The organism is Vibrio sp. T9 (assembly GCF_003123985.1).
Classification (GTDB): Bacteria; Pseudomonadota; Gammaproteobacteria; order Enterobacterales; family Vibrionaceae; genus Vibrio; species Vibrio diabolicus.
In genome coordinates this window covers 229,648-254,403 of the sequence record NZ_NIGY01000001.1, presented here as the reverse complement: position 1 = coordinate 254,403, position 24,756 = coordinate 229,648, and the positions used below count along the sequence as shown (strand labels likewise).

The 24,756-nt window shown below is 43.7% G+C and carries 21 protein-coding genes; 18 read left to right on the top strand and 3 right to left on the bottom strand.

The window, feature by feature from the left end:
- Nucleotides 1–151: 151 nt before the first annotated feature.
- From CBX98_RS01115 to CBX98_RS01095, 5 genes are all read left to right on the top strand, one after another.
- Nucleotides 152–1,813 carry a BCCT family transporter gene (locus CBX98_RS01115; RefSeq protein WP_005393381.1) on the top strand — a complete coding sequence of 554 codons (1,662 nt, stop codon included), beginning with the start codon at nt 152–154 and terminating at the stop codon, nt 1,811–1,813.
- Between the two features lie 313 nt (nt 1,814–2,126).
- Entirely contained in the window at nt 2,127–2,660 is a 534-nt protein-coding gene (gene ectA / locus CBX98_RS01110; RefSeq protein WP_005393379.1) for a diaminobutyrate acetyltransferase, read from the top strand.
- A gap of 34 nt (nt 2,661–2,694) precedes the next feature.
- Nucleotides 2,695–3,960, top strand: coding sequence for a diaminobutyrate--2-oxoglutarate transaminase (gene ectB / locus CBX98_RS01105; protein WP_109168393.1), 1,266 nt, complete (start codon nt 2,695–2,697; stop codon nt 3,958–3,960).
- Nucleotides 3,961–3,975: 15 nt separating this feature from the next.
- The gene (locus CBX98_RS01100; RefSeq protein WP_005393369.1) at nt 3,976–4,362 is read left to right on the top strand and encodes an ectoine synthase; all 387 of its coding nucleotides are present in this window, start codon (nt 3,976–3,978) and stop codon (nt 4,360–4,362) included.
- 84 nt (nt 4,363–4,446) lie between these two features.
- On the top strand, nt 4,447–5,868 hold the full coding sequence (locus CBX98_RS01095) for an aspartate kinase (RefSeq protein WP_005393366.1): 1,422 nt from the start codon (nt 4,447–4,449) through the stop codon (nt 5,866–5,868).
- 184 nt (nt 5,869–6,052) lie between these two features.
- Here CBX98_RS01095 and CBX98_RS01090 read toward each other — a convergent pair whose 3' ends face one another.
- Entirely contained in the window at nt 6,053–7,618 is a 1,566-nt protein-coding gene (locus tag CBX98_RS01090) for an arylsulfatase (protein ID WP_109168392.1), read from the bottom strand.
- 393 nt (nt 7,619–8,011) lie between these two features.
- On the opposite strand from CBX98_RS01090, the gene CBX98_RS01085 reads away from it, so the two are divergent.
- Complete coding sequence (locus CBX98_RS01085) at nt 8,012–10,333, top strand: multiheme c-type cytochrome (RefSeq protein WP_109168391.1); 2,322 nt, start codon at nt 8,012–8,014, stop codon at nt 10,331–10,333.
- Between the two features lie 58 nt (nt 10,334–10,391).
- On the opposite strand, the gene CBX98_RS01080 is transcribed toward CBX98_RS01085, so the two are convergent.
- Complete coding sequence (locus CBX98_RS01080; protein ID WP_109168390.1) at nt 10,392–11,180, bottom strand: SUMF1/EgtB/PvdO family nonheme iron enzyme; 789 nt, start codon at nt 11,178–11,180, stop codon at nt 10,392–10,394.
- A 177-nt stretch (nt 11,181–11,357) separates the two neighbouring features.
- Here CBX98_RS01080 and CBX98_RS01075 point away from each other — a divergent pair, with 177 nt between their 5' ends.
- The 7 genes from CBX98_RS01075 (at nt 11,358) to CBX98_RS01045 (ending at nt 19,218) form a co-directional block, all read left to right on the top strand.
- The gene (locus CBX98_RS01075; protein WP_109168389.1) at nt 11,358–12,680 is read left to right on the top strand and encodes an anaerobic sulfatase maturase; all 1,323 of its coding nucleotides are present in this window, start codon (nt 11,358–11,360) and stop codon (nt 12,678–12,680) included.
- 40 nt (nt 12,681–12,720) lie between these two features.
- Nucleotides 12,721–13,803, top strand: a complete 1,083-nt coding sequence (locus CBX98_RS01070) for a hypothetical protein (RefSeq protein ID WP_109168388.1) — start codon at nt 12,721–12,723, stop codon at nt 13,801–13,803.
- A gap of 159 nt (nt 13,804–13,962) precedes the next feature.
- Nucleotides 13,963–14,964 carry an HAD family hydrolase gene (locus CBX98_RS01065; protein WP_109168387.1) on the top strand — a complete coding sequence of 334 codons (1,002 nt, stop codon included), beginning with the start codon at nt 13,963–13,965 and terminating at the stop codon, nt 14,962–14,964.
- Between the two features lie 188 nt (nt 14,965–15,152).
- Nucleotides 15,153–15,926 (top strand): DeoR/GlpR family DNA-binding transcription regulator, encoded by a 774-nt coding sequence (locus tag CBX98_RS01060; protein WP_109168386.1) that lies wholly within the window; start codon nt 15,153–15,155, stop codon nt 15,924–15,926.
- Nucleotides 15,927–15,937: 11 nt separating this feature from the next.
- Entirely contained in the window at nt 15,938–16,978 is a 1,041-nt protein-coding gene (locus CBX98_RS01055) for an oxidoreductase (protein ID WP_104974153.1), read from the top strand.
- Nucleotides 16,975–17,451: a heme-degrading domain-containing protein gene (locus CBX98_RS01050; RefSeq protein ID WP_104974152.1), complete on the top strand. Its 477-nt coding sequence runs from the start codon at nt 16,975–16,977 to the stop codon at nt 17,449–17,451. The genes CBX98_RS01055 and CBX98_RS01050 overlap by 4 nt, the downstream gene beginning before the upstream one ends.
- A 189-nt stretch (nt 17,452–17,640) precedes the next feature.
- Complete coding sequence (locus CBX98_RS01045) at nt 17,641–19,218, top strand: sensor domain-containing diguanylate cyclase (RefSeq protein WP_109168385.1); 1,578 nt, start codon at nt 17,641–17,643, stop codon at nt 19,216–19,218.
- 51 nt (nt 19,219–19,269) lie between these two features.
- Here the strand turns inward: CBX98_RS01045 and CBX98_RS01040 are convergent, their stop codons facing one another.
- Nucleotides 19,270–19,827: a DUF3750 domain-containing protein gene (locus CBX98_RS01040; RefSeq protein WP_012841873.1), complete on the bottom strand. Its 558-nt coding sequence runs from the start codon at nt 19,825–19,827 to the stop codon at nt 19,270–19,272.
- Nucleotides 19,828–20,307: 480 nt separating this feature from the next.
- Between CBX98_RS01040 and CBX98_RS01035 the strand changes: the two genes are divergently transcribed.
- The 5 genes from CBX98_RS01035 (at nt 20,308) to CBX98_RS01015 (ending at nt 24,642) form a co-directional block, all read left to right on the top strand.
- Nucleotides 20,308–20,670: a hypothetical protein gene (locus CBX98_RS01035; RefSeq protein WP_104974151.1), complete on the top strand. Its 363-nt coding sequence runs from the start codon at nt 20,308–20,310 to the stop codon at nt 20,668–20,670.
- Nucleotides 20,671–20,705: 35 nt separating this feature from the next.
- Nucleotides 20,706–21,182: a GNAT family N-acetyltransferase gene (locus CBX98_RS01030; protein ID WP_104974150.1), complete on the top strand. Its 477-nt coding sequence runs from the start codon at nt 20,706–20,708 to the stop codon at nt 21,180–21,182.
- A gap of 240 nt (nt 21,183–21,422) precedes the next feature.
- A complete protein-coding gene (locus tag CBX98_RS01025; protein WP_005394158.1) occupies nt 21,423–22,841 on the top strand; it encodes an SLC13 family permease in 1,419 nt (472 codons plus the stop codon).
- A 3-nt stretch (nt 22,842–22,844) separates the two neighbouring features.
- Complete coding sequence (locus CBX98_RS01020) at nt 22,845–24,182, top strand: ATP-binding protein (protein ID WP_005394159.1); 1,338 nt, start codon at nt 22,845–22,847, stop codon at nt 24,180–24,182.
- On the top strand, nt 24,169–24,642 hold the full coding sequence (locus tag CBX98_RS01015; RefSeq protein WP_047008729.1) for a response regulator: 474 nt from the start codon (nt 24,169–24,171) through the stop codon (nt 24,640–24,642). The genes CBX98_RS01020 and CBX98_RS01015 overlap by 14 nt, the downstream gene beginning before the upstream one ends.
- Nucleotides 24,643–24,756 lie beyond the last annotated feature (114 nt).

The following is a 24,756-nucleotide window of genomic DNA, read 5'->3' as shown; positions in this document are numbered from 1 at the left end:
AGGGGGCTTTGCGATTATGATGGCGGACTGAGTAACCGCTTATAAGAACTATGTTTTTTGAACATGTGCTTGGTAGTGATGGGAGGTTTCATCACTCAAACTCCGACGAAAGTAATTTAAATTTGGTCACGTATTTTTAAGGAGATTATCCGTGAGCACCGATAATAACGGTGGCATTCAACGCCCCGATGGAAAGGTAAACGCGATAGACACTGACTATCAAATTGGTCAGGATAACGTCGCGTTAAAAGTAGGCCCGTTTGGCCTTGATATTCATAACCGTGTTTTTGCAATTTCTGGTTTAGCAATCATCCTATTTGTTGTAGTAACACTATTATTTCGAGAACAGGTAGAGCCGTTTTTCGCAGATCTAAGAGCGGGTTTGTTACACCATTTGGATTGGTTCTTTCTCGCATCTGGTAATATTTTTGTCATTGTCTGTGTTGGGTTGATTTTTACACCGCTAGGTCGGGTACGAATCGGCGGTACAGAAGCGACGCCAGATTATTCCTATGCGGGTTGGCTGGCAATGCTCTTTGCAGCAGGTATGGGTATCGGTCTGGTGTTCTTTGGTGTATCAGAACCTATGTCTCATTTTAGTTCTGCTATTGGTGGCGTGAACGTTGAGAACGGTGTTCGTACTGACTGGGCTCCTCTAGGTGGTGCAGAAGGCGATGCAAGTGCTGCATCTGCACTAGGCATGGCGGCGACGATTTACCACTGGGCGCTTCATCCGTGGTCAATCTATGCGCTATTGGCTCTTGGTTTGGCGATTTTCTCGTTTAACAAAGGCTTACCACTTACCATGCGATCCATTTTTTACCCACTGTTTGGTGAGCGTGTATGGGGTTGGACTGGTCACATTATCGACATTCTTGCCGTTGTCGCGACAGTTTTTGGTCTGGCAACGTCTCTAGGTTACGGTGCGTCTCAAGCCGCAACGGGTTTGAACTTCCTATTTGATGTTCCAATGACGAATACTACGCAGGTACTATTGATTATTGGCATCACCGCACTCGCTTTAATCTCAGTTGTTGCGGGACTAGACAAAGGCGTGAAAATCTTATCTGAGATCAATATGGGTCTCGCTGCGCTTTTACTGCTTTTCGTTATTGTTGTCGGCCCGACGATCGCGATTTTAACGGGTTTCTTCGAAAATATAGTGTCATATGTGGCTAATATTCCTGCCCTATCAATGCCATTTGGACGAGAAGACGTAAACTATTCTCAAGGTTGGACAGCATTCTACTGGGCTTGGTGGATTTCTTGGTCACCATTTGTCGGTATGTTCATTGCGCGTGTATCTCGTGGTCGTTCCGTTCGTGAGTTCATTATTTGCGTTATCCTTATCCCTTCCTCTGTTTGTGTGTTATGGATGACCGCTTTTGGTGGTAACGCTATAAGCCAATACGTGAGCGATGGTTATGAAGCCGTGTTCAACGCGGAATTACCGTTAAAACTATTTGCCATGTTAGATGTGATGCCGCTAGCTGAAATTACATCTTTCGTCGGTATTATTTTGGTGGTGGTATTCTTCATTACCTCTTCAGACTCTGGCTCACTGGTTATTGATACTATTGCTGCGGGCGGTAAGGTCGATGCGCCAACGCCTCAACGCGTGTTCTGGTGTACGTTTGAAGGCTTAGTTGCGATTGCATTGATGCTTGGTGGTGGCCTAGCGGCAGCTCAAGCAATGGCCGTGACCACAGGCCTACCATTTACGATTGTTCTGCTTGTTGCAACGGTTTCTCTAGTAAAAGGCTTGATGGATGAACCTCGTCCAAAAGCGGTTTCTAAGAAGAAATCGAAATAACCAACATCAGCAGTTAAATATTTGAATAAAGCGGCATGCGAAAGCATGCCGTTTTTTTTGATTTTTGAATTTTTTGCTGAGAAATGAAGACCATGGAGGACTGTTTTTTCTGTTCATTTTTTATACTTATTCTTTAAGTGATTTTTTAATAAATTAGACCTCGAACTATTTTAAGATTTGGTTAAATGGGGTGTTTTTGTGATATTTGTCACAAAAATGTCGATAAAAAGGCGGATTATTTGATTTTTAGTCGCGAGGAATGCCCATAATAAAAAGGAAATTTAATTAGACCTCAAAGGATATGTATTTCCACATGATCACATCAGCACCTTGGGTTCTTTATCCAGAGATTGGAGAAGACTCAAGTAAAAAATGGATTTTTCGTGAGCCTAAAATCTCTGATGGTGACGACATTTACAGCTTAATTGCAGACTGTCCTCCATTGGACATGAACTCATCTTATTGCAATTTCCTACAGTCTACGCATTTCAGCAAAACCAGTATTTTGGTTGAGCAAAAAGGCGAAATCGCAGGTTTCATTTCCGGTTATCAGAAACCAGACGAGCAAGACGTTTTATTTGTCTGGCAAGTTGCAGTCTCACCTCGCTTTAGAGGTCACGGTTTAGCATTCCGCATGTTGAAAGAACTTCTCACCCGAGAGGAATTGGGCGGTGTTAAATCGGTAGAAACTACCATCACGGAAGATAATAAAGCCTCTTGGGCATTGTTCAAAAAGTTAGATGCGATGAACGGCAACTCTGGCCAAGTAAGCACATTTTTGGACGAAGAAGCCCACTTTAAAGGCAAACACGATACAGAATATTTGTATCGCATTCCTCTCAAATAATCCTCAAACAATAGGAATTAAAAACGGTCTCATCATGGATATTTTCAAAAAGCAGGAATCCAATGTACGCTCATATTCAAACAATTTCCCAGTCGTTTTTCGTAAAGCGAAAGGTTGCTGGCTGGAAACAGAACAAGGTGAACGATACTTAGACTTCCTTGCTGGAGCGGGATCTCTAAATTACGGCCATAACAACCCAGTACTTAAGCAAGCACTGCTTGAGTACATTGAGATGGACGGTATTACTCACGGTTTGGATATGCACTCAGAAGCGAAAGCATCGTTTCTTGAAGCGTTGGATACTTACATCCTTAAACCAAGAAACTTGGACTACAAAGTTCAGTTTACTGGCCCAACCGGTACTAACGCCGTTGAGGCAGCACTTAAGTTAGCGAAAAAAGTAAAAGGTCGCGACAGCGTTGTTGCATTTACCAACGGTTTCCACGGTTGTACAGCTGGCGCACTGGCTGCAACGGGTAACCAGCATCACAGACAAGGTAACGGTTCTAGCTTAAGTAACGTCACTCGTATTCCATTTGAAGGTTACGCTGGCGTTGATGGTCTAGCATTGTTCGAAACCATGCTAAACGACAACTCTGCAGGTATGGATAAACCAGCCGCTGTACTTCTTGAAACTGTGCAGGGCGAGGGTGGTTTAAATGCTGCTTCAAACGAGTGGTTACAACGTTTGAGCAAAATCTGTAAAGCCAACGACATTCTTGTGATTGTCGATGACATTCAGGCTGGCTGCGGACGTACAGGTACTTTCTTTAGCTTTGAGCCGTCAGGTATTCAACCAGATATCGTGACGCTATCGAAATCGATCGGTGGTTACGGTTTACCAATGGCCGTCGTTCTACTCAAACCAGAGCTAGACCAGTGGAAGCCAGGTGAGCATAACGGCACGTTCCGTGGCAACAACCATGCATTTATTACCTCGGCGAAAGCATTAGAAATTTATTGGGCAAATGATGATTTTGAAACACACATCAAGCAGTGTTCAGACAAAGTAAGTGCTGTTATTGATCGCTGCGTTCGTCGCTTTCCACAAATGTTTGTACAGAAAAAAGGTCGCGGCATGATGGTTGGTATTGAGTGTATCAACGGTGATATGGCATCTGAAATCGCGAAAAACTGTTTCGAAAACGGAATGGTAATTGAGACAGCTGGCCCTGACGACGAAGTCGTTAAGTTCTTCTGCCCACTTACGATTAGCGAGTCAGAACTAGACCAAGGACTAAGCATCTTTGAAAGTGCAGTGGAAACCATTGCTGCGAAACATTTCAAACAAGCATCTTAATAAGGATTATTAATTATGATCGTCAGAACACTCGATGAGTGTCGCAACAGTGAGCGACGTGTGGTTTCAGATAACTGGGAAAGTGTCCGTATGTTGTTGAAAGATGACAACATGGGTTTTTCTTTCCACATCACTACGATTTATGAAGGTACTGAAACACACATTCACTATCAAAATCACCTAGAATCGGTTTTTTGTATGAGCGGTGAAGGTGAAATTGAAGTCGTTGGTGGAGAAACTTACCCGATTAAACCGGGTACGTTATACATCCTTGATAAACACGATGAGCACTACTTGAGAGCTTATAAGAACAAAGAAATGGTAATGGCGTGTGTATTCAACCCACCAATTACCGGCGCTGAAGTGCACGATGAAAATGGTGTTTATCCTCTCGTTGACTAAAAGATAGAGGTGGGGTGTTTGTCACCCCACGATCAACTATCTCTTCTTTTTTCTTTTAAAGTTACCAATCAAAAAAGGCTTATCATGACATTTACCGTAGAAAAAATCGGCGGTACATCAATGACAGCATTTGATGCTGTTCTCGACAACATTATTCTTCGTCCTAAATCGCCATACAATCGTATCTTTGTCGTCTCTGCATATGGCGGTATGACCGACGCGCTACTCGAATGTAAAAAAACCAGTAAGCCAGGTGTTTATCAGCTTATCGCGAAACGTGATGACAAATGGGAAGAAGCGCTAGCATATGTAGAAAGCCGTATGCTGCTCACAAATGAAAATATTTTCGCGGACCCAATGAATCGTATCCGTGCAGATAAATTCATTCGCTCACGTATTGCTGAAGCAAAAAACTGTATTGCGAACATTTTAGAAACGTGTCAGTACGGTCAGTTTTCGCTACGTCAGTATTTGCCTCAAATTCGAGAGTTTCTGTCGTCTATCGGTGAGGCGCACAGTGCTTACAATACGGCACTGAAACTAAAAAATATGGGTATTAACGCTAAGTTCGTTGACCTGTCCGGTTGGGACAATCAAGCGCCAAGAAGCCTTGATGAATCGATCAGTGATGCGTTTGCTGATATCGATGTGTCAAAAGAACTGCCAATCGTTACAGGTTATGCTTACTGTAAGGAAGGCCTAATGCACACTTATGACCGAGGTTATAGTGAAATGACATTTAGCCGAATTGCAGCGATAACAAAAGCGGATTTAGCGGTAATTCACAAAGAATATCACTTGAGCTCTGCAGATCCGCGTGTTGTTGGTCCTGAAAAAGTTTTGCCAATTGGTAGTACAAACTATGATGTAGCAGACCAACTTGCTAACCTTGGCATGGAAGCGATTCACCCAAATGCAGCCGCAGGTTTACGTGAGAGTGGTATTGAGCTACAGATTAAAAATACATTTGAACCTGAACACGAAGGCACTTTGATCTCTTCAAGCTACCGCCCAGAAGAAGACAAAGTCGAAATTATCGCAGGTAAAGAAAAGGTGTTCGCACTGCATTTGTTTGACCAAGCGATGGTGGGAAAAGCCGATAACGTTAGCTACGAATTAATGGAAATTATCTCTGATGCTCGCGTAAGTTTAGTTGGTAAAGAGATGAACGCGAACTCTATTACTTACTATCTAGGTGGCAGTACTGATAGCTTGAACAAAGTATTGTATAAAGCTGAAAAACGCTATCCGAATGCGTCGATTAAAGGCCGTATGGTCGCGCTGATTTCAGCCATCGGTTCTCAAATTGACACTAACAAGACACTAGCGAAAGGTGTACTTTCTTTGATGAACAATGGCGTAACGCCAGTTGCACTTCACTCATCAATGAGAAATGTAAACGTTCAGTTCGTCGTGGGTGATAAAGAATATCAGCGTGCGATTTGCGCATTACATGATGAATTCTTTCAGAGCAATAGTTTAACTAAATCGGTTAATGTGGCTTAGTTTATTCATGGTTAAAATATAAAGGAGAGCAGGTTTGCTCTCCTTTTTTGTTTTTCTGTGTTCTCAATATAGGCCCGCTTTGCATGGAGTAAACTACCGAGCTAAGTGTGTTCCCATCCCGAGATACAGATAAGCCAGCAGAACTCTGCTGGCTCAGTAACGCAATCTAGAGTGATTAATTAGATTACTTAACTTTATTCACTTCCTGTTTAAGCATTTCTAACTGCTGCATCTTTTCTTGCATCTGCAAAGAGTCGTAATTTAAAGAAGCAGGGTTCATGGTTGTACCGCGTTGCATTGGGTATTCAGGTAACGTTTTAAAGAAGTCGCCAACAACGTCTTGAATTGGTACAAACAACCACATGTTGTCTGCCATCCAACGTAGATACATTTGTGACTCGCTAGGACCTTTTTCAAATGGGTCTGCGCGTAAGTGAATGATCTTAGGCCAGTTTGGTACAGAGCGCACGGCGTCGCTTAGGTTTCCTTCTAGAGTTGCAAAGTGAAGTTTCCAGTCATTCCAGCGTACTGCGTTTAGTTCACCATTTGAGGTGAAGTAGAGTAGAGACTCACGTGGTCCTTTCTCTTCTTTGCCCTCGAAGTATGGCATGAAGTTGTAGCCGTCTATATGGACGCGCCAGCCTTTACCATTTGCTTTGTAACCTTCAGCAAGCTTTTCTTTCACGTCAGGAACGCCAGCTGCCGCCAACAATGTTGGCAACCAGTCTTGATGAGCCATCATTTCGTTGATTTTCGTTCCTGGCTTAATGACACCAGGCCAACGCACAAGTTGAGGCACACGCATACCGCCTTCCCAAGTCGTGCCTTTCTCACCGTGGAATGGGGTTGCGCCCCCATCAGGCCAAGTCATGGTCTCTGCGCCGTTATCTGTTGTATAGATAACGATAGTGTTGTCAGCAACGCCTAACTCATCGAGTTTGTCGAGCAATACGCCGACTTGATCGTCATGCTCTAACATGCCATCAGCGTAAATGCTAACACCGGATTTGCCTCGGTACTTCTCTTGTAATCGAGTCCAAACGTGCATGCGCGTAGAGTTATGCCAGATGAAGAAGGGCTTATCTGCTTTAACCGCTTTCTCCATAAACGATAAAGTGCTTTCGAGGAACTCTTCGTCCGCGTGTTCCATGCGTTTACGCGTCATTGGGCCAGTATCTTCAATCTTACCGTCGGCATAAGATTTAATTACACCACGAGGACCATAGTTTTTACGGAACTCTGGGTCTTTAGGGTAATAATAGGTTTCGGGCTCTTCTTCTGCATTAAGGTGGTACAAGTTACCAAAGAATTCATCAAAACCATGATTGGTAGGTAGGTGCTTATCTTGATCGCCCAAGTGGTTTTTACCGAACTGAGCTGTCATATAACCTTGGTCTTTTAGTAAGTCAGCAATAGTTGGTGCCCAATCTGGAATCCCATGGTCGGAACCCGGCATACCAATCGTCAGCAAGCCAGTGCGAAATGGTTCTTCACCAGTAATGAATGCTGCTCGACCGGCAGTACAAGATTGTTGGCCGTAATGGTCTGTAAACAAAGCCCCTTCGTTCGCGATACGATCGATGTTAGGGGTTTTGTAACGCATCATACCTTGGTTATATGCGCTGATGTTCCAGTAACCGACATCGTCACCGAAAATTGCAAGTATGTTGGGTTTGTCTGCCGCCATCGCTGCGCTGGACGTTGCTAACAGCCCGACGCCTACTGCGATTTTTCTCAATTGGTTTGCCATAAAAAACTCCAGGTGGTTGAGAGTAACGAGAAGCACAAGTAAACCTTGTGCTTAGGTGCTGCATAAGTTAATGATGTGTATAGAAAAATCCTCTTATACTCTTTATAACCATAAGTTATTGAGGGTATTTAACTATTTGTTTCTAAATAAAAATACTTGTCATTCTGATGATTTGGGGAGGTTTTAAAAATAGAGATGGGTCACTAATGAACACCAGAGCAGGTTGCTGGTGAGACGAATAAAGTTTCAGCAAAAACACCGAGATACTCCCTAATCGGGGGACGAAGAATGGAGCACTCATTTTGAAGGCCTTTCACTTCTAATTATTTGTATAACCAAGGGGTTAGCGACTATATTGATTCAAGTTGCACCATCTAAATACTAAGGATAGTTATGAGTCAGTGGGCAGGTCGGTTTCGGTGTCTATTTCTGGGTATCGTCATGGTGAGTGGTTCGTTTTTTTCCCAGGCATCAGTGATAGAGAGTCCCCAAAATACTACGAAGCTTGGGTTGGAATATGTCGGCACGCAAACGTGCGCGGAATGTCACCAACAAGAGGTGGAGGCTTGGAAGGGCTCTCATCACGATATGGCAATGAAACATGCAAACTCAGAATCTGTTCAAGGTGATTTTGATAACCGCACAGTGACGCATGATGGGCAACCCAACCGTTTTTTTAGACAAGGCGAGGAGTATTGGGTCAATATTCAAGGCCCTGATGGTCAATGGCATGATTATAAAATTAGCTACACATTTGGCTGGAAACCGTTACAGCAATATATGGTGGAGTTTGAAGACGGTCGTGTACAGCTCATTCCTTTTGCGTGGGATTCAAGGACGAAATCGGAAGGTGGTCAGCGCTGGTTTCACCTTTATCCAGAGACAACAACGACAGATGAGTTTTACTGGACTAACACTGGGCAAAATTGGAATTTCATGTGTGCAGACTGTCATTCGACCAATGTAAAGAAGAACTATGACGCAATCAAAAATACCTACAACACGTCTTGGTCCGAGATCAATGTTGGTTGTGAAGCGTGTCATGGCCCTGCAAGTGGACACATCGAGTTGGCGAAAAAGTCCGCATCTACAGGAGGCTCTTTCGATACAGATAGTCACTATGGTTTTGACCGAAATTTATCTAAAGCGGTAACCGAGTGGGTATTTGAGAAGGGCCACAGAACGTTACAACCAAAAGCAATCGCAGAAACAAATCAAGTTCAGACGTGCGCACAATGTCACAGCCGTCGAACGCAGTTAAATGAGACAGGTGATCACATTCAAGGCTCATTTTTCGATAAATATCGGTTAAGCCTGATCACTCCAGAACTCTACTACCACGATGGCCAAATTTACGATGAAGACTATGTTTACGGTTCATTTCTTCAGTCTGAAATGGCTGAAAAAGGCGTAACATGCACCAATTGCCACGATCCTCATTCGGCAAAACTAAACATCCCAGAAGAGGCGGTATGTTCACAATGTCATATTGCGTCAGAATATACCCCAGAAAACCACACCTTCCATGAAGCGGGATCCAAAGCGTCACAATGTACGACTTGTCACATGCCAGAAACGACTTATATGCAAGTCGATCCTCGTAGAGACCACAGTTGGCACGTACCTAGACCTGACTTGAGTAAACACATCGACACGCCCAATGTATGTACGTCTTGTCATGAGGATAAGAGTAACCAGTGGGCGGATGCGCAGATAGCCGAATGGTTTCCTCACTCTCAATACCGCAATCAACAACACTTTGCTGTCGCGTTTTATGCCGATGTAATTGGGCACAAAGGGGCGGCGAATGCTCTGGCTTACTCTGCTCAGGATTCATCATTAAAAGACATCATACGAGCTTCTGCATTAGAGCGAACGGGCGGTAATACTGACCAAAATACGACAGTTTCGCTCGCAAGGGCCGTTAAAAATGAGAATGAAATGATTAGACTCGGCGCAGTCGCGGGCTCGTCTGGTTATGAGTTTCATGATCGATGGCGAATTTTAGAACCACTGCTGGATGATCCCGTACTTTCAGTGAGGGCGGAGGCGGCTTCGGTATTAGTGACCAGCTATGCACAAATGACGCCGTTACAAAAAGATAGGATTCAACCACCGCTTGAAGTGTACATGGACATTCAAAAGTTTAACGCCGATCGTGGTTTCGGCAGAACCAATTTGGCAAATGTATACCGCAGCTTAGGCGAAATCGATAAGGCAATTGCGTTATACCAAGAAGCGATAAGTATCGAGCCTTATTTCGAAAATAGTTACGTGAATTTATCGGACCTGTATAGACGCCTTGGGAAAGAAAAAGCTGCGCTCTCGGTGTTACAACAAGGGATGAAAGCTCAGCCTAAATCCAGCTCATTACCTTACAGTGCCGGTCTTTCTTTGTTACGCCAAGGCAAGGAAGATGAGGCCAAAGCTCTACTTAAACATGCCGCAGAACTAGGAAAGACTAACGCTCACTACTGGTATGTTTATGGTCTAGCTTTAGAAAAAAGTGACGTTCTGGAAGCCAGTAAGGCATTGCAGACTGCGTTTAAAGTTGGTGGGAACCCTCAACATTTATATGCTCAATGCGAAGTTCTAGCGAGAAATCATAAAAAAGGTGCTGTCGCTTTTGCTTTCGATAGGTGTCTAAAAGAGCTGAGTAATTATGCTCCTAAGCAGGCTATTGATCAGCTGAAAGCATCTATTGCGAATCTGTAGAGATTAAACACCAATAGTAAAAAGTGGAGCCTTTATCGCGCCACTTTCTCTACTTAGTTTAGTCTACGTCTTTCGCTAGTCTAAGGCCCATGTCAGACATAATGACGGATTGGCTGGCAAAATCGCGGCGATAGTTTTCAGATTCGTCTGCGCCATAAGCAAAGCTGCCGCCACGTACAGACTTGTGTGCAAGGCTTTCTTTTTCCTCTTTTGCGTTTACCGGATTATCACTGGGCGCTGTTTTGTAATAACCTTCGTCAAAAGCATCAATCACAAACTCGCCTACGTTACCTGTCATATCGTACAACCCGAGCTCGTTTGGTTGCTTTTGACCTACCTTATGAGCCTTATTGTGCGAGTTATTCGCATACCAAGCCACATCGTCAATATTGTTTGATCCAGAAAAAGTGAAGCCTTTACTTAAAATTCCGCCTTTAGCGGCAAACTCCCATTCAGCTTCTGTTGGTAGACGGTAATGCTCTCCCGTTTTTTCATTCAATTTCTGAATGAAATAATTGGCTTGTTGCCAACTAATATTATTGACGGGTGTATTTGGATCTCGAAAGTAGCTCAGAGAGGAGCCAGTGACAGCTTCAAAGACCGATTGAGTTACCTCGAATTTTGACAAATAGAATCCATCAACGTTAACAGTGCGAGCTGGGCGCTCTGACTTTTTGGCTGATGGATTATCTGCGCCCATCGTAAACTGCCCACCTTCGACAAGAACCATATCTTGATCGATTTTCTGAGCGAGAGAGTGTGGTGGGGTTGTTGCACACCCATTAATTATCAGCGTGACCGATATGGCTGAGACAAGGGAAATAATCTTACTTTTGGGATGCTTCATTCGGCAACTCCGTCAACGACTTTGATCAAAAAGTCTAGCAAGCAAAACCATAACAAACGGTTATACACACTATAACAAGCGCCGAGAATAATTGAACATTATCATCACCCTAGGCGATTAACTCGATGATTAGGTTTGACATCATTGGGGACAGGTTAGCAACTAAGAAGGTGATGAATGCACATAACTCAAGGGCCGCAGTTCAACGGAAAAGCATCTAAGCGTTTACATGTGATGGCAAAGCCCATTGGTGCTGCTTGCAACATCGATTGCACTTATTGTTATTACTTAAGCAAACAAGATTTGTTGGAATATAAGCAAGGGTGCTCGCCAATAATGGATGACGAAACCTTAGAGAGCTATATCCGCCAATACATAGAAGGGCAGAACACACCTGAAATTATCTTCTCTTGGCAAGGTGGAGAGCCAACCATGCTGGGGTTGGATTACTTCAAAAGAATTGTTGAATTACAAGATAAATACCGCCCTCATGGTATTACGATCTCTAATGATCTTCAGACTAATGGCACGCTTCTTAATGATGAGTGGTGCGAGTTTCTAAAAGCGAACCACTTTCTTGTCGGTTTAAGCATCGATGGCCCTGAGATGATGCACAACGCTTACCGAACAAATCGAGCGGGAAGAGGCACATTTAAACAAGTGATGAACGCCGTTGAGCTATTACATAAGCATGAAGTGAAGTTTGCAACGCTCACGTGTGTGAACAACTTGACCAGCCGAAACCCATTGGAAGTGTATCGCTTCTTACGAGATGAAGTACGTTCCCCTCAAATGCAGTTTATTCCGATTGTTGAGCAGAAAACTTTCAGAACAACAGCGCCACAAACTTGGAAGCCCAATGAGCAACTAATGCAAGGTGATAAACGTCTGATTCCCGGCCACAAGGATTCGGTTGTCGAGCCATTTTGTGTGGCGGATGAAGCATGGGGTAACTTCCTTATCGCGATATTCAATGAGTGGGTCGTGCATGATATTGGTAACGTTTTTGTACAGTATTTTGAAGCGAGTTTGGAAACATGGATGGGAAGAAAAAACCCACTATGCACGCTAGGTGAAATCTGTGGCAAAGGTTTAGCAATGGAACCAAACGGTGATGTCTTTGCGTGTGACCACTATGTTTACCCGGAATACAAGGTCGGAAATATTCACAGCGAAAAACTCGATACTCTCGCTTATAGCCCTGACCAGCAGAAATTCGGGTTTGCTAAAAGTCGTACACTGCCTCAGCAGTGTGTTAATTGCGATTACCAGTTTGCATGTTTTGGAGAATGCCCTAAAAACCGCTTTATTCGCACCAGAGAAGGTGAGCCCGGCCTCAACTATCTATGTGCAGGTTGGAAGAAGTTTTTTGCGCATGTCGACAAATCAATGGCGTACATTTTACGAGCGATGGGCAACCCTGTGGTACACGGCAAATACAGTGATAAGGCTTTGCACCTGAAAGCGTCTAATCGACCTGTTTTTGACATTAAGTTCTAAGATTCAACTGGTCCAGTTTTATAAAAGTAAGGTCTCATCAATGCACAAGATAACGCGTTTTACGAAGTCACTTTTAACGTTCACGATGAGTGTAGCGTTAAGCCAAGGCGCTTGGGCTCAAGATAAACCTCTGCTCAATTCAGATAAAGTTCCACCCGTTGAGATAGCATCTCAAGAAGAACCAATGACGCTAGCACAACAAGTCGAAAAGTTGTCTTATGATGCACAAAACAAAAAGTTGTCTTCAGAAAAGCGTATTGATGCTTTACGTGAACTGGCCAACTACCCCAGCCAAAACGCTTTGGTTGCCGTCGCTCGTGGTTTGAAAGATGCAGATGCTGGAATTCGTGAAGCGGCAATTGTAGGAGCTCAACCCTATATGATAGAGCACCGCTGGCGTCTGGTTTCCCCGTTGCTAAGTGATGACGATGCAATGGTTCGAATTACCGCAGCGATAAACTTGGTTCGAGATTACGCCAGTTTAAGTTCGGAGCAGCAACAGTCACTAGAAGGCGCGGTGACTGATTTAACATCCTACTTGTCGCAGAAAACTGACAACGTTTCTAGATTACTCCTTGCCGATGTATATCGTTGGCATCGAGAGTGGGACAAAGCGGCATTGATTTATCCAGAGCTAACCAAGCTGATGCCAAGTAACCCGCAAGTCTGGTTAAGCTATGCGGACAATTTTCGAGCGCAACAAAAAGATCGACAAGCTATCCAAGTACTTGATGAAGCAATCACACTTTTTCCTGATAACGCTGCTTTGCATTACTCGAAGTCATTGGCGCTAGTAAGACTTGGTGAGAAGCATGATGCCGCTAGCGAAATTGAAAAGGCCGCTAATATGGCGAAGAACAACAGTTATTTTTGGTACTTAAATGGTGTTCTGCAAGAAGAGTTAGATCTTAAAAAATCTGTGCACGCTTTTGAAAAAGCTTATTTGATCTCTGGCGCGCCGGAGCAGCTTTACGCAGTGTGTGATATCTACATTCGGTACGATAACCCCAAGTCTGAACAGTGTTTAGCGGAACTTAAGAAAGTGGCTCCGGATTACGTGATTGATGAGCTTAATCAGAAAAAGGGACGTCAAAGTACTTCAGAGCAGGTTGACGCCAGCTAACTCAACACTTTATCAGTAAGCTTCTTTAATTAAAGCGTGTTTCTAGTTACAAGGTCACTTTCTGGTGTCGTTACATATGTTGCTCTGAATTGCGCTTGTTAATCGTGAACTATACTTTCATTTGGATTTGCATCCCGTACCTCAATATAAGGAATTAAAATGGCTATAAAGTTAAAGGTGATTGTCCTTGCGACAAGTTTTGCTCTGTCTAGCTATAGCATTGCTGTTGATGTGCAAGATCCTCTGCCATCATGGAACAACACCGGTGCGAAGCAAGCTATTATGGCGTTTGTTACTAAAACGACGACTCAAGGCTCGGACGCTTATATTCCTGAAAGCCAAAGGATCGCTACGTTTGATAATGACGGGACGCTGTGGGCAGAAAAACCCGTTTATCTACAGCTGTTTTTTGCGATCGATAAAGTGAAAGAGATGGCCTCTGAGCATCCTGATTGGAAAACAACAGAACCTTTTGCTTCGGCAATAAAAGGTGACTTGGAGGGGGTTGGCAAGCAAGGCCTTGAAGGTGTGATGCAGCTTGTTATGGCGACTCACTCTGGAATGTCGACTGATCAGTTCCATCAAGAAGTGAAGGAGTGGATGAAAACGGCCGTTCATCCTACGACGGGAAAGCCATACACTGAAATGGTTTATCAACCGATGCTTGAGTTACTCGACTACTTGAGAGCAAATGACTACCAGACCTATATAATTTCTGGAGGTGGCATTGATTTCATGCGTGTTTGGGCACCAGAAGTGTACGGGATCCCAACGCAAAATATCGTTGGGACGACATTAAAAGCGGAGTATCAGGTTGTTGATGGAAAGCCAACGATTCAACGCTTGCCAGAAATTGATTTTGTGAATGATAAAGCGGTGAAGCCTGTCACGATCCAGAACTTCATTGGTAAGCGCCCGGTGATGGCATTTGGTAATTCTGACGGTGACTTACAAATGTTAGAGTGGACTAAAGCGGGGTCTGGCCCACGATTTTCAGCGATTATCCATCATACGGATGACAAGCGTGAATGGGCGTATGATAAAGACTCTCACGTGGGGAAATTAGACAAATCATTTAAAGTGGGTGAAGAGCAAGGTTGGTTGTTTGTCGATATGAAACAAGATTGGAATCAAGTTTTTAAAGAAGCCATGAAAAAGTAGCGACCCAGCTAACGTAAACATTACACCAAAAAATTTTGTGATAGGGGATGATGAGCAAAACGCTCTTCATCTCCTCAACTTAACAATTCTGTTTGGTATCAGCATAAGCAAATATTGCGTGCGTCCGTATTGGTTATTTGATTGCTGTGTGGCATTATTGCTTAAAACCACTTAAGTGAATTTAAGTAATGACGCAAGAAGAGCGATTGATAGAGCTCAGAGCCAAGCTAGAGCTACAAAACAAAATAACGTTATCGGAAGTTTGCGAGTATTTTGGCATCTCTCGAGATTCAGCGCGTCGAGACTTAGTCAAGTTGAGCCAACTACCGGGATTACAAAGAATCCGAGGTGGCGTCATGCTTGCCCCGATATCTTCCTCTACAGAGGCGTACTCCAGTCGAGCAATTAGCGACACTAAACATCGCCTCGCTCAAGCGTCCGCTAAGCTTGTGGATGAGCGTGACCACCTTGTTATTGATACCAGTACTATCTTATCTCTGCTCCCACTTTACGTAGAAAAAGCACGCTGTGAAGAAGATAAGCTCAACGTGGTCACCAACAGTATTGACGTACTAATCGCTGCTGAAAAAAGTGAATCAATGGACGTCCATTTCTTAGGTGGACACTTTGACCCCTACGCCAGAGCGATCTTGGGTGCACAAGCAGAACAGCAAATGAAGCAATATCATGTGAATAAGGCGTTTATTGGTGTGTGCGCGTTGTCATCCCGAGGGTTGACGACAAATAATGAGCTAGAAGCAAACATGAAACAAACCATGATAGAGCAAGCTCAACAAGTCATTGTCGTTTGTGAATCCCGCAAAATTGGAAGCGACAATTTTCACCATGTATGTGATTTGTCAAAGATCGACATCGTTATTACCGATCATGCTCCTCAATCAGATTTTCAACAACTTCTCGACCACAATGATATTGAATGTATTGTTGTTTCACCGAAATAAGGAATCTTAGTATGGCTTACGATCCCGTAAAGACCGCCGTGATTGGTTACGGATATTCAGCAAAAACTTTCCACTTACCCTTCATTAAAGCACTGCCAAACTTGACGTTGAGCGCAATAAGTTCTCGTCAACAGGAAGCGGTCCAAAATGATTGGCCAGATGCTCAGTGGTTTGCTGATGCCAATACTTTACTCGATGACAGTGACGCTGAGCTTGTGATCATCACTGCGCCAAATGACGTGCACTACGAGCTCGCAAAGCGCGCGTTGAACAATGGGAAACATGTCATTGTCGAAAAACCGTTTGTAACGCGCATAGAAGATGGGAATGAGTTGATCGCCTTATCAGAAGAAAAAGGATTGGTTCTGAGCGTTTTTCATAATAGGCGTTGGGATGGCGATTTTATCACCGTTAAATCGCTTATCGAACAAGGTAAGTTAGGTGATGTGAGGCTGTTTGAGTCGCACTTTGATCGCTACCGTCCTGAAGTTCGTCAACGCTGGCGAGAGCAGGCTCAAGATGGCGGTGGTATTTTATTCGATCTTGCTCCCCATCTTCTCGATCAGGCCTTGGTGTTATTTGGTTTGCCAGATGCGATAGACGCACAGTGTCGAATGATGCGTCCGGGCGCGACGACGATTGATTACTACAACTTAGTGCTTCATTACCCAGACCATATTGTGCATTTACATTCAAACTTATACAGCCCAGAACCAAACCTGCGTTATAAAGTATTGGGTACTGAGGCTAAATATGAAAAGTTCGGATTAGATCCTCAAGAAGGTTACTTAAAAGAAGGCCGATTACCGGAGAACGATGCTTGGTCAGAAGAGGACGAGGCGTTATACGGTGTCCGCTACGACGAAGACGGTGCGCAAACTATCAAAACGGAGAGAGGTGCGTATCAAGCTTATTTTGTTGGTGTGGCGGACGCAATTCGCCTGGGTGCTGATAACCCGGTTCCTGCCGTTCAAGCAGTACAGAATATCGCTCTGATTGAGATGGCATTGGAAAGCAGTAAAACGGGTAAAACGATTCAGGTGAAATCATGAGCTTAACGCTTGAGCTCGTCGCTCAACAAGAGCATGAGCTTCAATTGAAAGAGTTTAACCATCAAGTTGCGTGGTCTATTGGTTTAGCTTTAAAAGAAGCGGCGGAAGCCTGTGACGCGGCTGTGGCTATTGAGGTCTACGGTTTTGGACAAACGCTATTTCAATACGCGATGACAGGAACGTGCGCTGACCATTTGGATTGGGTTCGTAGAAAGCGAAACTCAGTATTGAGATATGGTCGCAGCTCTTACTACCTCTCGCTATACAATAAGCAAAAGCAGCGTGATTTTGAAAATCAGTCACATCTCGATGCGCGTGAGTATTGTGCTCATGGCGGCGCGTTCCCAATTCGAATCTTGGGTTCTGGTTTAATTGGTGTTGTGACGGTATCGGGTTTACCGCAGTTAGATGATCATCAGCTTGTTGTCGATGTATTAAAGGCAATGGTAATGACCAGCACAGAGCTTGCTTAAAGTTGTGCGATATTACAGTGGCACGGCATTTATTTTGTGTCACTGAATTCTCTTATTAGCTCATTTTGTGTTCTATTATGTGAAAAAATATTTAACACTGCTCCCAACTTCCTACCTGAAAATTAAATCAATTTCATATAACCTATACGCTCATTCATACAAAAAGCCATCGAAGCTGGCAGTTGGCAAATGTCCTTTAGAAGAAAAGAAAAACTTAATCTTAGAAACCTTATTGTAATCTTGTGTGTTTTCAGTGTGCTTGTCACTTTGATCAATGCGTTTTATTCGATCTATCGAGTGCAACGAGATCTCATCATCAATAACACGTTAGAGTCCAACCGCGTTTATGCGCAAAAAATGTCAGAAATGACGGACTCTTTCATAGAAAGCTCAATGTCGCAGCTAAAATACAGTGCGAACTTGCTAAAAGATAAGATGCACGATGCTCAGTTTCTTGACGAAGAGGCGGAGAGGCTGAGAAAGCAAACCAAATCATTCAACTCTGTGGTTGTCGTTAATGCGAAAGGCGTCATTATTTCTGTATCACCAGAGACACTTCAGGTGAAAGGTGTAAAGCTCGTTGGTGAAAGAAAACGTCAATCTTTAAATGCTCAAGCGCCCTTTGTCACTGAGCCATTTATCTCACCCGCAGGAAATTATCTGTTAACGATCTCATACCCTATATTTTCTCAGTCCAATGAATATTTAGGCTATATCGGCGGTACTATCTATTTAGAGAAGGACAATATTCTTGCGGAATTACTTAGCCAGCATGCTTACAAAGATGGCTCTTTCCTTTACGTTGTGGACGAAAGCAATACGCTGATCTACCACCCAGATAAATCGCGGGTTGGTGAAGTGATCAACGATAATATGGCAATTAACGCCGTGACAATGGGTCAGCGTGGTAACAAAGAAATTGTGAACTCTCGCGGTGTTGAAATGCTAGCAGGGTATGCACCAGTTGAATCATCAGGGTGGGGAATTGTCGCTCAGCGCCCGAAATCAATGACGTTAATGGTGCTAGATGAGCAGATGTGGAGTGTATTTTTCAAATCGATTCCAATTGGTTTATTAACTCTGCTGTTGATCTGGTTCTTCTCTCTACTTATTTCAAGACCATTATGGCAATTGGCTGGCGCTGTTCGAGGAGTAGAAGAGCACTCCTCATCCATCGATGATTTGAAGCTGGTTAAGTCTTGGTATTTTGAGGCTTCACATTTGAAGCTCAGTTTTCTCAAGGCGTTTGGTATCGTTTCAAAAACCATTGATAAGCTGCAACTGGATACGCTAACAGACGCGATGACTGGGTTGTTAAATCGACGCGGCTTAGACAAAGTTCTAGGCTTGTTTAAGCAAGAAAACACCGCTTTTTCTATTTTAGCTTTGGATATTGATCACTTTAAGAGCGTCAATGATAACTATGGTCATGATGTGGGTGACAATCTACTCAAAGAATTCGCTCAGTTGATGAAAGAGCAAGCCCGAGCGAATGATCATCTTTGCCGTTCCGGTGGGGAAGAGTTCATGATGTTCCTTGAAGCGACGGATGTCCATCACGCGGTTGATGTCGCTGAGCGGATTAGGCATAACGTAGAAAAACACGATTTCCTGGTCGTTGGTAAGGTAACGGTATCACTTGGTGTTTCTCACTGGAAAGGCAACGATATGCCAATTGAAGCGGTAATGAAAGACGCTGACAACGCTCTGTATAAAGCAAAGCGCAACGGAAGAAACAGAACCGAGTTGGGTGAAGACGCACAATAGGTATAGTGCTATGCGCTGAACGTAAAACGCGCCAGTTACCAAGCTTTTGTTTTACTCGTTGGCGTAGCCGCTACCAATTGCTCTAAATGGCAAGTCGAGTTCTAACTCTGGAATTTGCTTGCCCACCCAAGCCGGGAATGTATTGCTATTTGGTCCTGGAAACAACGTGTATTCTTCAGCCCAAGGGTATTGGTTGATAACGCTTTGTATTTTTGGGATAAGTTTATCGGCTTTTTCACCTTGTATTGAGAGTATTTTTTCTGGCTTCGCACCGTACCAGTAGCGATCTGGTGTGCCCGTTTGGTATTGATACAGAGCGGGTTGTCCACGATTCACGCGCCACCCGACCACTTCATACACGGTATATTCGTTCGCATTTTCAGGCTTTATCGCAAACCAAGTGTGCACCGCAAACCAGCCTCGCCAACCAAATGCATCTGCGGCATAAAACTCAATTACGGCATGTTTCACATTGGAAGGGTCAGGCGCGATACCGGCAGGCTCTCTGCTTGCGGTACGCCAATCTCCTTGAGTGCATCCACCCATCAAAGCTGCGATTGATATCAAGCCAACTTTTAATAGATGAGTAAAACTGAGAGAGTTTTTCATTGATCGCTCCTAGACCAACCGATGTTGGAAATGCTTTATTGATTTTAGCTATAAAATAGGTGCAAGCCTTATTGTTAAAACTTCCCTTCGTTAAAAAGAAGGGAAGGCTAGTGCCACAATATCGGATCATACGTGATAATGAGATGAGTAGATTTGTAACATGTGGTATAGAAAATATTGTCTTTCTCTATTAACTTGCTTAGTTGCGTATGAAAAAGTAAGAGCTTGTACGTATATTGCTTACACTATTTATTACTTTTAAATTCAATAAAAACAATTGCTTGGGTGTTGTTGGGGGCGATTAAATAGGCTGGTTTATCCTCAGATGTATTGTGATTTCCCCATTTTTAGCGGAATTTCATCGTACATCCTTTTACTGTATTTAGAGACTTGCGTACACCTGTGGCACAATAGGCGATTATTGAGGAGTGCTGTTTGGTAATGCAAATGGCAGAAAAATAACTAGAAATTGAATAACCAATGTTTAAATCAAAAAGTATACTTGCATTATGCATGTTCGCATTTAGCTGTTTTGCCAATCAAGATAGTGAACCAACGTCCGTTGTACTGAACTATGGTGACTCTTCACTCAGCGCTGATATTCAAGCAAATCGAAAATTTCATGTGGTCCAAGATAATGAAAGTGAGCATGTGGAGTTTTCTGGAGGAGTCGCGAAGGAATATTCCGATTACATTGTTAATATACATATCATCAGAAAAAGCAAAATACGCAGATCAAGTCGAGAGCTGAATACCACCGTATTGATGAACAGCGATCAGCTTGAAAAGCCTTTAGTGGTTGGTATTGAAAATGATGAGTTCACCAGTATTACTTTGCGTTAATACTTGGTATTTATCGAATAGGAATGGTTGAACCGATGCTCTCAATACGTCGCTATCGCACAGAGGATGCTCCAATATTGTGGACACTTTTTTACCACACTGTACGAGTCATTAATCGTCGCGATTATACCGAATCACAAGTCTCAGCTTGGGCCCCATCAGATTTTGATCTCAATTCATGGCAACGCACAATGGATGCTATTCAACCCTATATCGCGGAAATAGAAGGGCAGATCGTTGGCTATTGTGATTTGCAAAGTGACGGCTTGATTGACCATTTCTTTTGTCACCATGAATATCAAGGCCAAGGTATTGGTCGTGATTTGATGTCTTTTCTATTTTCACAGGCGAAAGTAAAGGGGATAGAGCGACTGTACTCTGAAGTGAGTATCACTGCCCGGCCTTTCTACGAGAAAATGGGGTTCACAGTTAAGGTTCAGCAATGTGCTGAAGTTAGGGGAGAAATCTTAACTAACTTTATGATGGAAAAGTATATTTCATTGAAATCGTGAGCATTTAGTGAGCTTGAACACAGATATAAAATGTTTTCCAATGTGAAAACAAGTTCATTGATCTCGCACCAAAGTTTTGTTTGAAAACAGTGTGCATAATCTTCTCTGGAACAAGCCATTACTGCATTTTTCGTCTCTGAAGGCTTAGTCAGAGCCTAAAAGCTTCGGTATTGCGGTGGGTAATGGCGTTCCAAACGCCAAACGTGTCTGGCTAACCATCTCAGGAAGAGAAGTAGTACTATGCGCCCTTATCTCAAATACATTATTCCAACATTGATACCATTGCTTATTTGGTTAATGCCCCTCTCTGCATTCCCATTTGATGGCATTACTATCGTCCAGCAGAGAGTGATCGCAATCTTCTTGCTTGCTGCACTCTGTTGGGTGTTTGAACCCATTCCAATCTACGCCACTTCGGTCGTTATCATTGTGCTCGAACTATTGCTTGTTTCGAATAAAAGCATCGTACTTTTTCGCTTGCAAGAAGGGCAGCCACATTTTGGTGAGCTGTTGCAATATAACGAGATAATGGCGACTTTCGCTAGCCCGATTATTATGCTGTTTCTCGGCGGGTTCTTCTTAGCTATGGCGGCGACAAAGTACAGGCTGGATGTCAACTTAGCGCGCGTGTTGCTAAAACCATTTGGGCAAAACCCAAAGTTCGTTATGTTGGGTTTGATGTTGATCACCGCTGTCTTTTCCATGTTTATGTCAAACACCGCAACAACAGCGATGATGTTGTCGATTCTAACCCCTGTGATTGCGGTATTTGGACCTAAAGATCCCGGTCGAATTGCGTTTGCCTTGTGTATTCCTGTTGCCGCCAACATTGGTGGTATTGGTACACCAATCGGCACGCCCCCGAATGCTATCGCGCTGAAATATTTGGTTGGTGATAACTTAATTACGTTTGGTGAATGGATGGTCTTTGGCGTGCCATTCGTCATTGTGATGATGGCGCTAGCGTGGTTTCTGATTGGCTTTTTGTATAAAGCCGAGCAAACCACCATTGATCTGAATATTAAGAGCAAGTTTTTGAAAACACCAAAAGCGATGATTGTCTATGTCACCTTCGCAGGTACGATTATTCTCTGGTTGATGGGGTCAGCACATGGGATGAACTCTTACACAGTGGCATTAATTCCGGTCGCGGTATTCTCATTGACGGGCATTATCAACAAGGAAGATTTGAAGAAAATTTCTTGGGACGTACTTTGGTTGGTGTCAGGTGGTATCGCTCTGGGTCTTGCTCTGGATAAAACAGGGCTTGCGAAGCTGGTGGTACACAGTATTCCGTTTGATCAGTTCTCGCCATATGTGGTCTTGTTTGGTGCGGCGTTCTTGTGCTTGTTAATGGCAAACTTTATGTCGCATACGGCCACTGCAAACTTACTTATGCCGATTATGGCTGCGCTAGGTACCTCGATGACTTCGTTAACGCCATTGGGTGGAGAAGTGACGCTGATCTTAGTCGTGACATTTGCCGCGTCGCTCGGTATGTCGTTACCAATCAGTACGCCACCAAACGCGTTAGCTCATGCTACTGGGCATGTCGAAAGCAGCCAAATGGCTCGTATCGGTGCAGTTCTGGGCGTGATTGGTGTATTACTTAGTTTTGTTATGGTTTGGATTTTACATACCGTTGGGCATATTGGGTAACCCATGTACGAAACGAAACTAGATGCGTTAGTACAACGCTATTTTAACCATCTTGAACGCCGATTAACGGTTTTATCCGGATCGGTGCTTATTGAGCAAGCTGGCTACAACGATCGGTTGTACTACGTGCTTTCAGGAGAGTTGGCTGGCTATTATGCGGAAGACGACAAGAAGCCAATTCAGGTATTTTCTGCGTCTCAAGGTGCGTTTATTGGCGTACATAGTTTCTTTTCTGGTACATGGACGGCCTCTTCGACAGTTATTGCTCAAACTGATGTTGAACTGGCTTGGATACAGCGTGATACGCCCGCGGTGGAAGAGGCGACATACGGACCATTGACGACACAATTTATGCCTGTGATGGTGAACGAGTTATCTCGGCGTCAACGGCGTGCAATGCAAGAGGCCTTGGCTAAAGAAAAAGCGTTACAAAAGCTGCATACCGCAGAGCAAATGACAACGTTAGGACAGCTTGCCGCGGGTATTGCTCATGAGTTGAACAATGCTATTGGTGTGGTAAGCAGTAAATCTGAGCGACTCGAGTCGGTCATCATGGAATTGCTTGAAGAAGTTCATCCGGAAGCGAGTCAGTTTTTTGATTTTGGTTTGATGCAAGGACAGAAAGTCTCTTCCAGCGAAGCGAGAAAGCGGGGGCGTCACTTCGAAAAATATTACGGCTTACCTAAGGATCTCGCGCGTGATCTCGCACGTGCCGTTCCAAATAATTTCCTGTCGGAGCATTGGTTAAAAAGACCCGAAGAAGCGATACGTTTCTGGCAAATGGGGCGAGACCTTCATGATTTGCGTATTGCCTCTAAACATACTGTTGGCATTGTACGTTCAGTGAAACAATTGGGGCGTACGGATATCGACTTGGATGAAGCGTTTAATATTAATGACTCAATCAATCGAGCGCTGGCCCTATTGCAAAGTGACTTAAGACGCGTGAGCGTACGTTTTAGCCCAGCGGAGTTGCCGGACTTTGTCGGCTCTCAAACCGAACTCGTCCAAGTTTGGGTCAATATTTTAAAGAATGCGTGTGATGCACTTGGTCAAACCGAAGATCCGGGGATCGAAATACATACTCGAGAGAGTAAGGGGAAAATTTTGGTCACGATTGCTAACAACGGACCAGAAATCGATGAAGCGACACGCAGAAAAATTTTCCGGCCAAACTTCACCACTAAAAAGGGTGGGTTGTCGTTTGGTTTAGGATTAGGGCTGTCGATTGTGAAACGCATTATCGCCGGATATAACGGCTCTATTGTGGTAAAGAGCGACAGTGAAAAAACAATTTTTAGAATCAAGTTACCAGTAGAGGGTGAACATGGAGAAGCTTAATGTAATTTGCGTTGATGACCAACGAGAGGTATTAAGCGCGGTTCTACAAGATTTAGAGCCGTTACATCAGTGGTTGAATATCGAAGACTGCGAATCCGCAGGTGAGGTTCTAGAACTGATGGATGAGCTTGATGCAGAAGGCGAGATGATCGCATTAATAATTTCCGATCATGTCATGCCAGGTAAAACAGGAGTGGAACTACTGACAGAGGTATCACAAGACAGTCGTTTTGTTCGCACACGTAAAGTGCTTCTGACGGGGCAGGCGACGCACACGGATACCATTAATGCGATTAACTCCGCAGGTATTGATCGCTACTTTGAGAAGCCATGGCAAGCGAGCCAATTGATTGAGTGCGTTAGAAACTTGGTGACTCAATATATCTTTGATATGGGCTTAGATTACACTCAATATCATGAACACTTAGATCAGAGTGTTGTTTTTGAGCGCCTACGTTAATCAAGGCTCTCTAAGGTTGTTTTCGTCACGGCCAGTTAGTGTCTGAAATTTACTGTGAGTAGTTCAGCATGCTTAACGTGGCCGTGCGGAATAGCGTTAATTCTGGGATTATTT

Coding starts and splice junctions, on each gene's coding strand:
- CBX98_RS01055 (WP_104974153.1), top strand. CDS start 15,938: ATGGCTTACGATCCCGTAAAGACCGCCGTGATTGGTTACGGATATTCA.
- CBX98_RS01050 (WP_104974152.1), top strand. CDS start 16,975: ATGAGCTTAACGCTTGAGCTCGTCGCTCAACAAGAGCATGAGCTTCAA.
- CBX98_RS01040 (WP_012841873.1), bottom strand. CDS start 19,827: ATGAAAAACTCTCTCAGTTTTACTCATCTATTAAAAGTTGGCTTGATA.
- CBX98_RS01020 (WP_005394159.1), top strand. CDS start 22,845: ATGTACGAAACGAAACTAGATGCGTTAGTACAACGCTATTTTAACCAT.
- CBX98_RS01030 (WP_104974150.1), top strand. CDS start 20,706: ATGCTCTCAATACGTCGCTATCGCACAGAGGATGCTCCAATATTGTGG.
- CBX98_RS01025 (WP_005394158.1), top strand. CDS start 21,423: ATGCGCCCTTATCTCAAATACATTATTCCAACATTGATACCATTGCTT.
- CBX98_RS01100 (WP_005393369.1), top strand. CDS start 3,976: ATGATCGTCAGAACACTCGATGAGTGTCGCAACAGTGAGCGACGTGTG.
- CBX98_RS01080 (WP_109168390.1), bottom strand. CDS start 11,180: ATGAAGCATCCCAAAAGTAAGATTATTTCCCTTGTCTCAGCCATATCG.
- CBX98_RS01075 (WP_109168389.1), top strand. CDS start 11,358: ATGCACATAACTCAAGGGCCGCAGTTCAACGGAAAAGCATCTAAGCGT.
- CBX98_RS01070 (WP_109168388.1), top strand. CDS start 12,721: ATGCACAAGATAACGCGTTTTACGAAGTCACTTTTAACGTTCACGATG.
- CBX98_RS01060 (WP_109168386.1), top strand. CDS start 15,153: ATGACGCAAGAAGAGCGATTGATAGAGCTCAGAGCCAAGCTAGAGCTA.
- CBX98_RS01065 (WP_109168387.1), top strand. CDS start 13,963: ATGGCTATAAAGTTAAAGGTGATTGTCCTTGCGACAAGTTTTGCTCTG.
- CBX98_RS01090 (WP_109168392.1), bottom strand. CDS start 7,618: ATGGCAAACCAATTGAGAAAAATCGCAGTAGGCGTCGGGCTGTTAGCA.
- CBX98_RS01085 (WP_109168391.1), top strand. CDS start 8,012: ATGAGTCAGTGGGCAGGTCGGTTTCGGTGTCTATTTCTGGGTATCGTC.
- ectB (WP_109168393.1), top strand. CDS start 2,695: ATGGATATTTTCAAAAAGCAGGAATCCAATGTACGCTCATATTCAAAC.
- CBX98_RS01015 (WP_047008729.1), top strand. CDS start 24,169: ATGGAGAAGCTTAATGTAATTTGCGTTGATGACCAACGAGAGGTATTA.
- ectA (WP_005393379.1), top strand. CDS start 2,127: ATGATCACATCAGCACCTTGGGTTCTTTATCCAGAGATTGGAGAAGAC.
- CBX98_RS01045 (WP_109168385.1), top strand. CDS start 17,641: ATGTCCTTTAGAAGAAAAGAAAAACTTAATCTTAGAAACCTTATTGTA.
- CBX98_RS01035 (WP_104974151.1), top strand. CDS start 20,308: ATGTTTAAATCAAAAAGTATACTTGCATTATGCATGTTCGCATTTAGC.
- CBX98_RS01095 (WP_005393366.1), top strand. CDS start 4,447: ATGACATTTACCGTAGAAAAAATCGGCGGTACATCAATGACAGCATTT.